We start from the raw sequence: 14,174 nt of genomic DNA, 5'->3' as shown, positions 1-14,174 counted from the left end.
AGGTCAGAGACGTGCAAGGTAGTTCTCCTTCGTGTGCGAGTGCACTCGAAAACGCTGGAGCCCCGAAAGTGGCACGTAGGCCACAAATCTGTGCGCGAGAGGGGACTTGAACCTCTACGCGCGTGCGCATCAGAACCCAAATCTGCCGCGTCTGTCAATTTCGACGCTCGCGGCGCCGACCTCCGGTCGACCGATACCGAGGGTGCGCGGATGATCGCCGAGACTGTGCGCATGCGGGCGACTGGCGCATGTTCGCGGCGGGCGATGATCAGGTCGCGGTCAGGCAGCGGGGTGCTCGATGGGTCTCCGGGCGATGCTGCTGGGTTACCTTGCCATTTGGTGAAAGAGCCACGTATGCAACCTATTGCGTTGTCACTCGGTGGAAGCACATGGTGGGCTGGCCGGGATAATGCGCTGACCCGCGCGCCGTCGTTGAACGAGTTCGCGGACTATCGGGAACCAGAGCAGGGTGAGGAGCGTTAGCGCGAGCGCGTGCCAGGGTATCCGCCACCACCAAGGGGCCACGGGTGGAAACGATGTCGCGGTGGTGGCGAGCGGTGCGGGGAAGGACCAGGCCAAGAAGGCATCGCCGATGGGGAGGGCGCCGAAGGAATATCGTTTGGAGTTGCCGAGAGTGACTGGTATGCCGAGGCTTTCACCGAGGCTGGTGATTGGACCGGCGAGGGATTGATCGCCGTGCACTCGGGCCGCGCCGATGGTGACCACCGTGGCCGAGACGCTGACACCGAGAATGAGTGGCCCGGAATCCACATCGCCTGCGCCGTTGCGGCCGTGCGGATACTCGCGCACTCCTGGCAGGCCGAGCGGGGTATCGACGAATAATCGGCGGAATGCGCTGTACTGCTGTCTGGCCCACAGGGCATCTATCTCGGGCAGGAACCGCTGGATCATTGCTTGTGACGAGCCGCGCGCACCTTCCTTCACAGGTGTCGTTTGGTGCGGTAGTAGACCAGTGGCTGGGTCCAGGTGCGCGCGAGCCGAGGTGAGCCATTGGGCGATCACCGGCTCGAAACGCGAACCGACGATGCGATCGTGCAACCTCAGCGCGGCCACAGCCACCACATTGTCGACGGGCCAGGCCTGGCCCGGATACGCTGCAAGGAACGGCCCGTCGGTATCGAACGCCGCCGCGAGTGCCTCGCAATCGGCGGTGAATTGCGCCGTCTCCGGTGCGTCGGCACCGGCGAGTTCGATCACGGCCCCGCGCAACCGGCTGGACCATCCGACGTAGAAGACCCCGTATGCCGGGCGCAGTCGCGCATCGAAAACCGCTCGCCCCGAAGGGGATCCCAAACGCTGTAGCGCCCAGCGCGCCTCCCGCAGCGCCGCGTCCCGATACGTTGGGTCGCCGCGCGCGACGTCAGTCCACGCCAATCCGTACAAGGCGTGCGAAAAGAAGTACCCCTCGGGGAACATGCCCTGCATCTCCTCCCCGGCCCCCGATACCAATTTCGCACGGAGAAAACGTAATTGGGCGACAACATCGGTGGGTGGCTGCTCATCCCGATACAGCCGAACCTGCGGGACGAGGATCAGCAGCGTGAGCAGAGCCGCGACGGCGACATACATCGCCCCCAAGATGGTCCGAAAGGAGATCACACACCGACCCTAATCCCGAGTTCAATCCGAGCAGGTTTGCTGGTTCAACCACGAGGCGCCTCGTCGAGGACCTCGTTGCGGAAATCAGGAACGACTTCGTCGACTGCGCGTCGGGCGACCTGTGGTCGAGTTCGGCTCACCGGAACTCAACAGTCGCCACGCTGCACATCGATGGGTCACGGTATGTCCCATGTCCTTCGTGAATAACATCCCGGGATCCGGGCCCGACGTTGCCGCGGCCCACCTCATCCAGGCAGCAGCGAACCGGCAGCCCTGTGCGCCGGTCCGTGACCTGATCGGCAGCACCGACGTCGGCGCCGCCAGCTCGCGATGATGTCGTCGATCCGACGCCGGGCCGGAGTCAGCACCGCGTCCAGGTCGGCGGGCTGATCGATGGGTTCGACGATGACTTTGCGCCGGGATCGGCGCTGCGGCGCACGTAGCCGGCGTGTTCGAGGCGGTCGATGAGCCGCGTGGTCGGGCCGGTGGTGAGGCCGGTGCGTGCACCGAGTTCGCCAGGCGTCATCGGCCCGGTCAGCTCGAGGATGTTGAGCGCATAGAGGTCGGTCGCGCCGAGGTCGAGGGCTTTGGCGCCCGCTCGAGCATGCAGCACAACGGAACTCGGATACCGGCGGAAAGTCGTACCGGGATCGCCTCCATGCCGGGGTGTTGACAAGGGGCAGACGTTCTCGTAATCTCTGCTTCAACGAAGAAACATCTTCACAGAAGATACATCTTCTAGGCAGAAGAATGCGCGAGAGGCTCACGCTATGACCATCATCGATACCAACCCAGCCACCCCAACAGCCCCGACCAAGTCCCGGCGCCGCACCATCGTGCGAGCACTGGGCGCCACCACCCTCACGCTCGGGGTGATCGCCGCGGGTGGCTACCTTTGGCTGGACCGCACCTCCGAGGTGCACAACACCGGCGTCGCCGAGTGCACCAGCGTCGTCCCCGACGGCGGCTCCGACACCGACCTGCGGGCGGTCTGCACCACGCTGAGCACGATGACTGCGGCCTGGGGCCGCAACGACGCCGACGCCTACGGCGCAACCTTCACCGAGAACGCCACCTACACAACCTTTCTCGGCACCCACTACCAGGGCCGCCGCGATCTGACAGAGGCGCACCGCGCACTGTTCGACGGTTTCCTCAAGGGCACCAATCTCGCGGACTCCTACCTCGACGCCCGGTTCTACGGCGGCACCGTCGCCATCGTCACCAGCCGAGGCGACCGATACTCCGACGACAAACCCGCCGAGTTGTCCAAGACCCAGACCTACACGTTGGTGCGTGAACAGGATGGTCAATGGCGGATCGCGGCGTTCCAGAACACCCAGCGCAACCCGGTGATGGAACGTGTCTCCTTCCTCTTCGACCCGGCGACCAAGCCGCTGGCCGAGCAGTGAAAGCGCTGGTGACCGGCGCGAGCGCAGGCATCGGGCGGGCATTCGCGACCACGCTGGCCGCCGCGGGGTACTCGGTGACGGGCGTGGCGCGCGGGAAGGATGCGCTCGAGGAGCTGATGACCGAACTCGGCGACGGACACGACTACCTGGTCGCGGACCTCGCGACCGAGGACGGGCTGCGGGTGGTCGCGGCGGCACTACGTGCCGGCGAATACACACTGCTGGTGAACAACGCGGGCACTGCCACACATGGCAGCTTCGCCGACATTCCCCTCGAATCAGCGCTGACCATACTGGATCTCAACTGCCGAGCAGTAGTAGTGCTGGCCCACGCCTTCCTCGCCGACGCGGCGCCCGGCAGCGCGCTGGTGAATGTCTCCTCGACCCTCGGACACACCGCGAAACCGGGCATGAGCGTCTACAGCGCATCGAAAGCTTTCGTCACCACCTTCTCCGAAACACTGTGGCACGAACAGAAATCGCGCGACGTGAAGGTGCTTGCCCTGTGCCCCGGTGTCACCACGACCGGCGCGAAGGCCGTCGAGGATGTGCCGTCCTGGCTGGTCCAGTCGCCCGAGCAGGTCGTGCACGCTGCCCGGAAAGCCCTGTCCGGCACGGCCGGTCCGGTCACCTTCACCAACCGGACCAACCGAATGTTCGTTGCCGTGCTGTGCCTGCTGCCGCGCCGGGTGGCACTGTCCGTCCTCGCGCACTGAATTCCCCACCACCACTGACTCCGAAGGAATCTCAATGGAGATGTCACGCCCCCGCAGCGACCGATGTCGGTGTCTGCGGTGTGAATTCCAGGCCGCAACCCGTCCCGCCGTCCGCTGATGACCAGCATCGCCGTGGTCGGCGCGAACGGGCGCACCGGCCGGATCGTCGTCGAGCAGGCCCTGGCCTGCGGGCATCGGGTGACCGCGATCGTCCGACGGCCCGGAAGTTTCTCACCCGCACCGGGATTGCGTGAGGTCATCGCCGATCCGACAATCCCGGGGTCCCTGCACGGACTGCTCGTCGGACATGATGCGGTGATCTCCACACTCGGCGCCGCCGACCGCGCCCCCACCATCGTCTACTCCGCGAGTACCGCCGAGATCATCGCCGCCATGCCGCCCGGCGGTCGACTCCTCGTCGTCTCCTCTGCAGGACTGGATGTTCCGGCCGATGCCGGGCCGGCGAGCAGAGTGCTGGCCGCCGCACTGCACCGGATCATGTGCCATACCTACACCGACATGGCGCGGATGGAGCAATTCCTCACCGAAAGTGCGCTGCGCTGGACCGCTGTACGCCCGACCCGGCTCACCGACAAACCCGGCGCCACAATCCCCCGAGTCTCGTTGGGCGCCACGTCGAAGGTCGGTCCGCAGATCTCGCGCGCCGACCTCGCCGCCTACTTGCTCGATGCCGTCGACGACCCACACACCCACCACGTTGCGGTTTCGGTCTCGTCGGGGCGAGTCCTCCGAAACGCTACGGCGGTCTGCAGATCAGCGAGTCGATGAGAGGTGCTGATCTACCCACCGCCCTGATCCACGACCAAACTCGCCACGGATGCGGCAGCCACCTGGAGCCGCTAAACCACCGCACCTCGGCTACGGACACCGTCCGGTTGGGCACCGCCAACTCGACAGTTGATTACGCGAGCCCACCAGTAGACGACACCCTGCCCCCGGCAGTCCGAGCGATCGACGCCGTGCGCACCGAATGCCCCCGGCGTCGACGCAGAACCACAGGTGACGGGTCCGGGGTTTCCGTAGGTTCCGCGCGGAACCTACGGACACCCCTCGGCCATAACAGATGCGAGCGATGAAAATCACTCTGCCAGTGCAGAATTCGATGAAGCCCGGGCTGGATTCAACCGCATTCGGTCACGGCGCAGTTGCCGCAGCAGGCCGAGCCGATTTCGGCCTGGCGGCCACACCGGCGGCGACAGCGGACCGGGGGGAGCCAGTTGGCCCGAATGTAATCTCACCCCTTGGTTCGGACGGCAGCATCACTCAGGTGACCACGCGACCGGGTGGCATTGTCGTGATGCAAATAATTCTGAAATTGAGTGCCGCAGGTGCTTCCTGTAATTTGCTAGTGGGTGGCGAGGGAGAAGTTCAGTGGATTCCGTTCAGCTTCGACCTCGCCGGACGTGCAACAGTGCAGTCGCAACCACTGCCCAATGGACGTTACCTTTCAAGCCGACTGCGGATCTGCCCATATTACGCAGCCGGTATATGCCGTCATCGACAGTCGGGGACTCGCTGAACCGCAGCCGGTGCCTCAGAAATCGGAACCTTAGGACACAGATAAGGCAAGTCGGACATGCGGCAACGCCCGTGCGGCAATGGCTGACATCATCCCGCCGGGGGTGCAGAAGTGACGCTGAGCCTCGTCCTTAGAAGACTGATCGGTCTGCCTCTGTGGGGCGGCACCACCTTGCTGATAGCGGGCTGCATTGGCGATGCGCTCGACAAACCCAATCCGGACGGTGGTGTGCCGAATTTGATCGATAGTCTCAATAGTCAAGACTTCGCTGATTCGATATGCCGCACAGGGGAATCCTTCATGGATCCATCTGGTTTGGGATTCAGCAAGGATATGATCTGCAGCAAAAAGGCGGGCTGAACTCGCATGTCGGCTGTGCGCTGATAAGCGCGGGCGCTTTACTGTGCTCTATATCTATCGCCATCCGTCCTGGTTCGGCGCCTTTGAGGCGCAGAATGTATTTCCAATGACAAATCATCAGAAGGCCACCACCCACTCGCTCCGTGACTTCTCCGATCAGTGCCGGCTCCGGAGCATCCCAGGTGGCTGCGGTTGAATCTCACAGGGCACTTTTATTTGATCTGGCAGGCTCATTTTCTATCTCCCTCTCGTCGAAACGTTGTGGGTGATGCGAATGACGCGGGTATCGCCAGGTCCGTTCATGCCGATCGTGGTATCCATGTCGCTCGCTCCGGGTGCCCGAGTTCGGGTTTCTGACCGCCGGTGCGTCCACGGGCGCGGGCGGCGGCAAGGTCACGCGGGTGCGCTCGGACAGCAAGGCGTGCTCGAATTCGGCGGTGGCGCTGAGGATTTGGAAGAACATGCACCCAACCGCGGTGGACGTGTCGCTGCCCCGGTCCAGGACTACCAGGTCGCCGCCGCGGTCCTGGAGTGTCTTCGACAGCTCGATCAGGTGCTCGAGGGAGCGGCCGAGCCGGTCGAGTTTGGTCACCACCAGTTGGTCTTTCGGCTGGTTGGCAACCAGCAGCGTTTTGTCCAACTCCGGGCGGGAGGCGAGCTTGCCGGAAGCCTTGTCGATATAGACCTACTCACACCCGGCGGCGGTGAGCGGGTCGTGTTGGGCTTCGGGATGCTGGTCGCGGGTGGAGACCCGTCCGTAGCTGATTCTTATGCCCCGGAATGTATCGATGGAGGCGGTTCAGGTGAACGGTGGAGTGTCCTGCCGGCAGATCGTGCCGGGCGGCGGCAGCACGCCACTGATGACGTAGGCGCTTTCGTAGGCATTCGCGCAACTGCTCGGGTTGACCAGAGTTGTATGTCCGTATCCGGCGACGGTGAGCAGCCGGGCGTTGCCCAGTTGCGCGGTCATGGCCTTGGCGTCGAAGTAGGGGGTGGCGGGATCGTAGGTGTTGTTGACCGTCAGGATCGGTGTCGCCGACCGGTTCCACGGGCCGGTGTAGCGGTGGGCCGCCCGACCCGGCCAGGTGGAGCACGGTTCGGTCGTCCATGCCCACCAGGGCCCGACCGTCCCGGCCCGAGCAGCACTGAACTTGGCCAGGGCTCCGTAGAAATGCGGATCACGTGGGTTGGGGCTCTCGCCGCATATCACCGCAAGGGGCTGCTCGACACCCGCGTACTTCTCCTGGCTCGGGGCGGCCGGCGACGAGTCGCCGCGGGGGAGCGGAAGGACATCGCTCCGCATCGTCGCGAACACATCCACCGGGGGATTTCCGCCCGTGCTGAGCGCCTGCGGCGTCTGGCCCAGCCATAGGTCCTGCAGCAGTCGGGCCAGCTCCGGCCAGCTCCGAACGATGCGCAGGAACCGGCCAACGATGCTGGCAGTGGCCGCGTATGTGTTGGCGCCCTGCGGGTGTACGAGCAGGCGCTTCAGCAGTACCTCGTACTTCGCGTGCGTCAGCCAGGTGTTGTCGGCTGCGAAGGGACAGCGGCTGCGCCCGGCTCGGGCGCACTGGTCGAGGAACTGGGCCAGCGTCCCGGCCGACCCCAGACCGGAGCCCTCCCGCAGGAAGGTCGACAGCAACGGGTTGTGGTCGTACCAGGCGGAGGGATCGACATTGCCGTCGAGCACCATCGCCCGCACCCGGTCGGGGAAGAGATTGGCGTAGGTTGCACCCAGCAGCGTCCCGTAGGAGATCCCCATGTAGTTCAGCCGCTGCTCACCCAAGACCGTGCGCAGCAGATCCACATCGTGCGCCGAGTCGGTGGTGGAGACGAACCGCAACAGGTCCGGGTCACGCTGCTGGCACTGCCGGCCCAGCTCGTCATACAGCTCGATCCACCGCTGCTCCTGCTCCGGGCCGACCGGAAACCCCACCGGCAACTGCGCGAACCAGGCGGCGGACTCCGCCGCGTTGGCGAAACATTGGACGGAGGTCGACTTACCGGCCCCGCGCGGGTCCCAGCTGACGATGTCGAACCGTTCCCGGATCTCCTGCGGGAAGAACGGATACTCGAGCGGAAGGTCTTCGGTGCCGGCTCCTGCCGGCCCGCCAGGGTTGAACAGCAGGCTGCCGATCCGGTGCGCCGGGTCGGTCGCTCGGGCCCGGATGACCGCCAGCTCGATCGTGCGCCCTTCGGGATGCTGGTAGTCCAACGGTGCCGGCACGGTGGCGCATTCGAAATCCGGGTCGTCGGGGCACGCGGTCCAGACCGGAGCCGGTATTCCCACAGGCGCCGCATCCGGCGGATCGGCCGTGGCGGGCGCCGCGCTGCAGGCCACGGCTGCGGCCACCGTTATGGATGTCACTACGCAGCGGGTGAAACGAGCGCGGTTCGACACGGATCCTCGCTATCATCACGGTGGAAAATGCGTGGCTGTTCTGCACGGAGACCCCGACCCGAACCGTAGTCGATCACGCGACAAACGCCTGGTTACGCCGATAAACCGGCGTGGCATTACTCGATACGGCACGCCATCCGGTAACGGGCCCACACGCCTGGCGCCCGGCTGGTACGGTCGCCCGGGACTGCCCGACGAACCCGGACGCAATCCATCCGACTCCGACTTGCAGACGACGGATCACACCCCTTCATCAGCGACACCCGTTTCATGCGCCGGTGCGGCGCGCGGAGGCCAGGGTGGACAGGATGCCGTAGATGCCGCCGGCGACAAGGCTGCCGGACAACCAGGAGAAGTCGGTGTTACCCAAGGCTTTCGCCACCGGCCCCTGCATCGCGGGGACCACGCCGTACTGCCAGGACCAGCCGGCGAGCAATCCGGCAGCGAGGCTCACCAGGCCGCGCGCATTGAACTTCCCGTAGATCGACGTCGTGCCGTCGCGGTAGAGGTCCGGGATCGAGAAGGTCTGGCGGCGCACCAGGAAATAGTCAACGAGCAGGATGGACATCCACGGGCTGATCCACATCAGGATCGACACCATCCAGTTGTCGAAGGCATGCGCGAAATTCGACGAGTTGATGAACACGGCCAGTACCGCGGAGGCCACCGCACCAGCGAAGAGAGTGATCTTCCAGCGGGCAATGCGGATGCCGACGGTCAGCGCGGCCAGCGAGCACGAGTACAGGTTCAGGATGTTGGTGGCGATCGGGCCGTGCATGATCAGCACCAGTACCGGGACGGCGAGCGCGCCGAAGGTGCTGACGACGAGAGTGGACGGGTCGGCGCCACCACCAGCGCTTGCCAGGCAGGCGCCGAGGGCAGCGAGCCAGACTGTGGGCAGGTACATTCCGGCCGCCGATGCCCAGAACACGGTCCTGGCGCGCAGCGTCGGCCGGGCGAATCGGCTGTAGTCCGCGGCGTAGGGAATCCAGGTCAGGCCCCAGCCGACACCGATGGCCGTGATGAGTTGTGTTACCGCGGTGAGCTTCTGGCCGGGAGTCGGGGCCGCGGCGGCGGTCCAGTCCAGGTGGGTGCGGGCGAGTGCGACCACGGTCATCGCCACCATGACGGCGATGGTGAGGGGGACGGTGTACTTCTCGAACGTTCGGATCGCATAGAAGCCGTACAGCGCGAGCGCGAGTTGAATCACCATGATGGCCGTCGCGACGACAACTTTCAGCTCCATGCCGCCCTGGATGCCGATCTCCTCGAGCACCGCGAGCACGAGATCGAGCACGACCCAGGTGTTCACACCCACCCACGCCATGGTCAGCAGACCCTGGACAAGGGCGGGCAGCACTGCTCCAGCGATGCCGAACGCCGAGCGTCCGAGCACCATCTGATTGACAGCGGTGCGGTGGCCGATGACATTGAACAGCCCGAATACCGCGCAGCCGAACACATTTCCGACCGAGATGACGATCAGCGTTTCGATCAGGCTGAGCCCGAGGGCGATTCCGAGCGCGCCGAGCACCCAGTTGATGGGCGCGATATTCGCACCGCACCAGATCCAGAACAGTTCCCAGGGGGAACAGTCGCGTTTGCTGTCGGGAATGGGTAGTACACCGTGATCGTCGAATCGGACGCCGGTGTCACCGCTGGCCGGTGTGGTGTTTGCAGTGCTCGTGGTGCGAGGCAATTGGGGGGATGACATGACTTCCCTCTTTCGGTTGTGATTCACCTCATAACAGCACCGCACTGTGCGATAGGTCGATGTGTATTCATCCATCGATTGCGGGTTGCTGTGTACATTTCGATATGTGTTGACCATTAGCCGACTTGTCGCCGATCCCGCGCTGGGCCTGCGTGTCATGACGCCGGAATTCACCGAACGCCTGGTGGCGGAGATCCGCTGGCTGCACACCACCGAGCTTCCTGACCCGTCGCGATATGTCCGGCCCGGCGAACTGGTGTTGACCAACGGTCTGTGGCTACCGCATGTCTCGGCGGAGCGCTTCGTCGACGCTGTCGCGCGGGCAGGTGCGACAGGGCTGGTGTTCGGGCTAACGGCGCAGACTCCGGACCTACCGGAAGGGCTTGTCGCACTGTGCGTCTCGCGTGGTCTGCCACTGGTCGAACTGTGTATCGGGGTGCCGTTCGCCGCGCTCACCCGGGCCGCCGCCCGGATTCAGAACGAGGTCCTCCAGACGGAACTGACCGCGACCGTGCACCGTGGCGACGCCCTGGCGACCGCCCTCTCACGCGGCAGCGGTGCTGCGGGCGTGCTCGAAATCCTGCGTGGCGAAACGGAATTGCCGCTGTTGGTCATTGATCGCAAGGGGCGCTGCCTGGCCAGCATCGGCTGCGAACCTACCGATGAACAGATCCGCCTCGCCGCTGCGGCGCTCAACCGCACGCCACCGCCGATCGAGGTGGATCTACTGGGCTCCGGGCCGTCGGCGCTCTACCTCGTCGAGGGCGCGATGGGAGAAATCGATGCCGGGCTGTACTGCCTGGAACCGGCCGCGAAACTCGCCGCGGCGGATCGGGAGGCGCTCGCCCAGGCCGCTCGATTCCTGAGCCTGGAGGTGACCAAACAACAAGCGGTGCATGCCATTGAGGCGCGTTTCGCGGCCGAGCTCCTGGAGATGGTCCTGTCCGGGCCGCGGCGCAGCGGTGAGGTGAGCCATCGGCTGCGTGCGTACGGTGTGCCGTCGGACCGGTCGCTGGGCGTGTTCGCGCTCGCCCCGGTGCTCACGCCCGGCGGCCTCGACACACCGCTGGACGATATCGCCGATGCCGCCGGTGCGTTCTTCGCCGCGCACGGCATCCCGGTGTTCACCGTGGCGGGAAGCCGCGACGCGGTGGCCGTGTGCCCGTGGGAGAGTACGACGGAGGAGCTGACGCGTTTCGCCCGAGAGCTGTCCGTGGAAGTCGGCAGAAGAGTGGCCGCTTCACGGATCGTCATCGGGCTGGGTGAGATCGCCGCCGGTGTCGGCGCACTGCGGGAACCGCTGGTGCGTGCTCGGGAAGTCTGCCAGGTGCTGCGCGCGCAGGACGGCCCGGACACCGCCACCTTCGCCGATGTCGCGAACTTCCGGATGCTGCTTGGTCTGCTCGACGAGCAGGTGCTGCAACGGTTCTCCGAACAGGTGCTCGGCATCATTCGCGAGCACGACGCCCGCGCGCACACCGAACTGGAACACACCGTGCGGACCTTCCTGGCCAACGACGGCCAGTGGGGCGTGACCGCCGCCGCCCTGCATGTGCACGTCAACACCCTGCGCAACCGCATGGCCCGGATCACCGAGCTGACCGGCCGAAACGTCAACCGACTCGAGGACACCGTCGACCTGTTCCTGGCGTTGGCCGCCGAGGCCGTCGGCCCGGGCACCGCATCGCACGCGGCGACGTAATGACCGGGCCGACGCGACGTCAGTTCGGATACACCGCCGGATCCACGTCGTAGCTCGGCAGTGCGCGACGCGGCGTCCCGGCGTCCTCGCGTGCCCAGGCAGCCACATCCCGGCAGCGGACGAAGGTCACGTCCCCGCACTCCTGTGCGTACCCGATGAGGCGGCGCAGGGCCATCATCCGGCCCGGCCGCCCGGTGAGGAACGGGTGCATGCACACGTTGAACAGGCAGCCGTAGTGCCGCATTCCGTCGAGTTCGGCGCGCCACATTCCCTCGACCTTGACCGGCGATTCGATGACCGCACCGATGCGCGGTTCGGGCAGATACGCATACTGCTCCCAGTCGTCCAGCGACCAGTGCACCGGCAGCTCCACCACCGGCGCATGGGTGCCGTCGACGAGGTACGGCCGGTCGTCACCCATCAGCGACGAGTCGTAGGCCAGACCGTATTCGGCGACCAGGCCGATCGTTTCGCGGCTGGCGCTCCACATCGCCGCCCGATGTCCGGCGATGTCGATGCCCTGTGCGGCGAAAACGTCCAGTGCGCGGACGAAATCCGCGCGTTCGGCTCCTGCCGGCAGTGAGGTGGGCGCACGGTGACTGTAAGAGTGGTGTGCAACCTCGTGCCCGCGATCGACGATCGAGCGGGCCAGGCCAGGACGCTGCTCGGCTACCCAGCCGGGCACGAAGAACGTTGCGGGAACGACCATCTCATCGAGCAGATCGAGGATCCGCGGCACGCCGACATCCGGTCCGTACGACTGGTGTGACATCACCATGGGGTGATCGGCGAAGCGGCGTCCTTCCGCGAGGATGGGCGTCTCCGCATCGACATCGAATGTCAGCGTCGCCACGGCCGCCGCGCCGCGGGTCCAGGTGTGCTCGCTCATTTGTCGGTTCGTGCGCGCCATGCCGCGGCGCAGTCCAGGGTGGCCATGGGATGGAGCATCTCATGGTTGAACGGAGCGAGCTCTGCCCCGGTCTCGACCCGACGCGGCAGATCCGGATTCGCCAGCGCACCCTGACCGAGTGACAGCACATCGGCATGGCCGCCGGTCAGTACATCGGCGGCCTGGGGGAGGGCATGCATGCCGCCATTGGCGATGACCGGGCGGCCGGACACCTCGCGGGCCAGCTGAGTGATGGTTGTGCCGCTGGAGAAGCGCGCGGTCTCGAGGAAATTCCTGCCCTCGCTGGCGATGTGCAGATAGGTCGCGTCGGCCAGGGCCGCGAAGACGACCCGCGCGTCGGCCTCGGCACCGGGCCACCGGTAGGTGAAGTCGTTGACCTTGGTCTGTGACAGCCGCACACCGACGGGGAGATCGCCGAGCGCGTCACGCACGGCCCGCAGCACGCGCGCGGTAAGGCGGATCCGATTCTCCACAGATCCGCCGTAATCATCGGTGCGCTGGTTGGTGTAGTCGGTGAGGAATTGGTCGAGCAGATAGCCGTTGGCCGCGTGGATCTCGACGCCGTCGAAACCCGCCGCCCGGGCGTTCTCGGCGGCGGCGGCGTATCCGGCGATGACGTCGTCGATATGGCGAGCCGTCATTTCCCGGGGCGCGTTCCACGGTCCGCCGACGCCGCCGTAATCGGCCATCATCTGCCCACGCGGCTGAACGGTCGACGGTCCGATGGTCTCGAACCCGTAGGCGTTGCCCTGCGAGATCGCTCCGGCGTGCATCAACTGCGCGATGATCGGGGCCCCGGCGCCGTGCACGGCGTCCACCACCGCGCGCCACCCGGCGATGTGCCTGTCGGTGACCAGGCCGGGCTGATTGAAATAGCCTTGGCTGTGGGTGGCGTCCGGGTAGATGCCCTCGGTGATGATCAAGCCGAATCCACCCGTCGCATACTCGCGGTAGTACTCGGCCATCTGCGCGGTCGGCGTGCCGTCCGGTTCGGCGGATATACGCGTCATGGGCGCGACGGCGAACCGGTTGCGCAGCTTCAGGGAGTCGAGGCCGAACGGCTCGAGCGCCGGATGGGCCAGTTCGAGGTCAGCGGTGGTCATCGGTGTTCTCCTCGGTGGTTGGGGGAAGGATGGTCAGAGCCAGCGGGGTGGGGCCGGCGCCGTTTATGACGTTGTGGTCCTGCGGACAGGACGAGACGACGACGATGCAGGCCATCTCTGCGCGGAAGATGATCGAATCTCCGGGCGCGGTAGCGGCTTCGAGCCAGGACAGCTCCCCGTCCGCGGCGACGGGGATGCGCATGAATACGTTGATCGGCTGCGGAATGAACGGCAGCGCCGGGTGGCCGAGGTCGGCCATCGCCTGCCGCAGATTGTCCGCGCAGCTGGCGTGGTTGGGATCCCCGTATGCCGCATACCGTTCCGGGTCGCAGGCGGCGATCAACATGTCGTGCCGACCCGGGGAGGTGTCGGCCAGATAGGTGAGGATAGGGCGTCGCCGGTTGGTCACGAAGGATTCGCCCAGCTCGGGGAACAGGCGGCTGACCTGGGTGCGGGTGTGCGAGGCGCTGTGATGCTCGGTGATGTCGTCGACGTTGTAGGCGAACACATCGCCCACCTGGCCACCGGCGACGTCGGTGATCTGCAATCGCTCGCCGGTACGCAAGGTGACCGACCGGGCCTGCCTGGCCGGAATGGTTACCGGCTCCGGGTAGCTCAACGCTGTCATGTTGGTCAGTCAACAGAACCGCGGTGGCCAACGGGAATGGATATGTACACACTATTTGGGCAATTGAA

The 14,174-nt window shown here is 65.6% G+C and carries 14 protein-coding genes and 1 tRNA gene; 6 read left to right on the top strand and 9 right to left on the bottom strand.

All coding sequences use genetic code 11. The features are described 5' to 3' along the window. Positions 1–91: 91 nt before the first annotated feature. Both OHQ90_RS27435 and OHQ90_RS27430 read right to left on the bottom strand, forming a co-directional pair. Positions 92–174: transfer RNA gene (locus tag OHQ90_RS27435), tRNA-Pro, on the bottom strand. Positions 175–372: 198 nt separating this feature from the next. Next, a complete protein-coding gene (locus OHQ90_RS27430) occupies positions 373–1,620 on the bottom strand; it encodes a hypothetical protein (RefSeq protein WP_328402258.1) in 1,248 nt (415 codons plus the stop codon). Between the two features lie 190 nt (positions 1,621–1,810). On the opposite strand from OHQ90_RS27430, the gene OHQ90_RS27425 reads away from it, so the two are divergent. Continuing rightward, complete coding sequence (locus OHQ90_RS27425) at positions 1,811–1,954, top strand: hypothetical protein (protein WP_328402256.1); 144 nt, start codon at positions 1,811–1,813, stop codon at positions 1,952–1,954. A 27-nt stretch (positions 1,955–1,981) separates the two neighbouring features. On the opposite strand, the gene OHQ90_RS27420 is transcribed toward OHQ90_RS27425, so the two are convergent. Next, positions 1,982–2,233 carry a MarR family transcriptional regulator gene (locus OHQ90_RS27420; protein WP_328402254.1) on the bottom strand — a complete coding sequence of 84 codons (252 nt, stop codon included), beginning with the start codon at positions 2,231–2,233 and terminating at the stop codon, positions 1,982–1,984. A gap of 157 nt (positions 2,234–2,390) precedes the next feature. Here OHQ90_RS27420 and OHQ90_RS27415 point away from each other — a divergent pair, with 157 nt between their 5' ends. From OHQ90_RS27415 to OHQ90_RS27400, 4 genes are all read left to right on the top strand, one after another. Then, a complete protein-coding gene (locus OHQ90_RS27415; RefSeq protein ID WP_328402252.1) occupies positions 2,391–3,032 on the top strand; it encodes an SgcJ/EcaC family oxidoreductase in 642 nt (213 codons plus the stop codon). Between the two features lie 8 nt (positions 3,033–3,040). Further along, positions 3,041–3,748 carry an SDR family NAD(P)-dependent oxidoreductase gene (locus OHQ90_RS27410; RefSeq protein WP_328402250.1) on the top strand — a complete coding sequence of 236 codons (708 nt, stop codon included), beginning with the start codon at positions 3,041–3,043 and terminating at the stop codon, positions 3,746–3,748. Between the two features lie 117 nt (positions 3,749–3,865). Continuing rightward, complete coding sequence (locus tag OHQ90_RS27405) at positions 3,866–4,537, top strand: NAD(P)-dependent oxidoreductase (RefSeq protein WP_328402248.1); 672 nt, start codon at positions 3,866–3,868, stop codon at positions 4,535–4,537. 862 nt (positions 4,538–5,399) lie between these two features. Then, positions 5,400–5,648 (top strand): hypothetical protein, encoded by a 249-nt coding sequence (locus OHQ90_RS27400; RefSeq protein WP_328402246.1) that lies wholly within the window; start codon positions 5,400–5,402, stop codon positions 5,646–5,648. 199 nt (positions 5,649–5,847) lie between these two features. Here OHQ90_RS27400 and OHQ90_RS27395 read toward each other — a convergent pair whose 3' ends face one another. The 3 genes from OHQ90_RS27395 to OHQ90_RS27385 form a co-directional block, all read right to left on the bottom strand. Further along, complete coding sequence (locus OHQ90_RS27395; RefSeq protein ID WP_328402244.1) at positions 5,848–6,288, bottom strand: recombinase family protein; 441 nt, start codon at positions 6,286–6,288, stop codon at positions 5,848–5,850. A gap of 159 nt (positions 6,289–6,447) precedes the next feature. Further along, positions 6,448–8,016 carry an alpha/beta hydrolase gene (locus tag OHQ90_RS27390; protein ID WP_328402242.1) on the bottom strand — a complete coding sequence of 523 codons (1,569 nt, stop codon included), beginning with the start codon at positions 8,014–8,016 and terminating at the stop codon, positions 6,448–6,450. Positions 8,017–8,317: 301 nt separating this feature from the next. Then, positions 8,318–9,763, bottom strand: coding sequence for a purine-cytosine permease family protein (locus OHQ90_RS27385; protein ID WP_328402240.1), 1,446 nt, complete (start codon positions 9,761–9,763; stop codon positions 8,318–8,320). 106 nt (positions 9,764–9,869) lie between these two features. On the opposite strand from OHQ90_RS27385, the gene OHQ90_RS27380 reads away from it, so the two are divergent. Beyond that, positions 9,870–11,465 carry a PucR family transcriptional regulator gene (locus OHQ90_RS27380; protein ID WP_328402238.1) on the top strand — a complete coding sequence of 532 codons (1,596 nt, stop codon included), beginning with the start codon at positions 9,870–9,872 and terminating at the stop codon, positions 11,463–11,465. Between the two features lie 19 nt (positions 11,466–11,484). Here OHQ90_RS27380 and OHQ90_RS27375 read toward each other — a convergent pair whose 3' ends face one another. From OHQ90_RS27375 to OHQ90_RS27365, 3 genes are read right to left on the bottom strand one after another with little or no spacing between them, the layout of a single operon-like run. Beyond that, entirely contained in the window at positions 11,485–12,354 is an 870-nt protein-coding gene (locus OHQ90_RS27375; protein ID WP_328402236.1) for a polysaccharide deacetylase family protein, read from the bottom strand. After that, positions 12,351–13,478, bottom strand: coding sequence for an NADH:flavin oxidoreductase (locus tag OHQ90_RS27370; RefSeq protein ID WP_328402234.1), 1,128 nt, complete (start codon positions 13,476–13,478; stop codon positions 12,351–12,353). Before OHQ90_RS27370 ends, OHQ90_RS27375 begins: the two co-directional genes overlap by 4 nt. Continuing rightward, a complete protein-coding gene (locus OHQ90_RS27365; protein WP_328402232.1) occupies positions 13,465–14,106 on the bottom strand; it encodes an urea carboxylase-associated family protein in 642 nt (213 codons plus the stop codon). The genes OHQ90_RS27370 and OHQ90_RS27365 overlap by 14 nt, the downstream gene beginning before the upstream one ends. Positions 14,107–14,174 lie beyond the last annotated feature (68 nt).

The organism is Nocardia sp. NBC_00403 (genome assembly GCF_036046055.1).
Taxonomy (GTDB): domain Bacteria; phylum Actinomycetota; class Actinomycetes; order Mycobacteriales; family Mycobacteriaceae; genus Nocardia.
This window is presented reverse-complemented; position numbering and strand designations above follow the sequence as displayed.

Bases quoted from the DNA above. Each gene is read 5' to 3' on its own strand.
- OHQ90_RS27425 (WP_328402256.1), top strand. From the start codon at position 1,811: ATGTCCTTCGTGAATAACATCCCGGGATCCGGGCCCGACGTTGCCGCG.
- OHQ90_RS27415 (WP_328402252.1), top strand. From the start codon at position 2,391: ATGACCATCATCGATACCAACCCAGCCACCCCAACAGCCCCGACCAAG.
- OHQ90_RS27405 (WP_328402248.1), top strand. From the start codon at position 3,866: ATGACCAGCATCGCCGTGGTCGGCGCGAACGGGCGCACCGGCCGGATC.
- OHQ90_RS27385 (WP_328402240.1), bottom strand. From the start codon at position 9,763: ATGTCATCCCCCCAATTGCCTCGCACCACGAGCACTGCAAACACCACA.
- OHQ90_RS27375 (WP_328402236.1), bottom strand. From the start codon at position 12,354: ATGAGCGAGCACACCTGGACCCGCGGCGCGGCGGCCGTGGCGACGCTG.
- OHQ90_RS27370 (WP_328402234.1), bottom strand. From the start codon at position 13,478: ATGACCACCGCTGACCTCGAACTGGCCCATCCGGCGCTCGAGCCGTTC.
- OHQ90_RS27365 (WP_328402232.1), bottom strand. From the start codon at position 14,106: ATGACAGCGTTGAGCTACCCGGAGCCGGTAACCATTCCGGCCAGGCAG.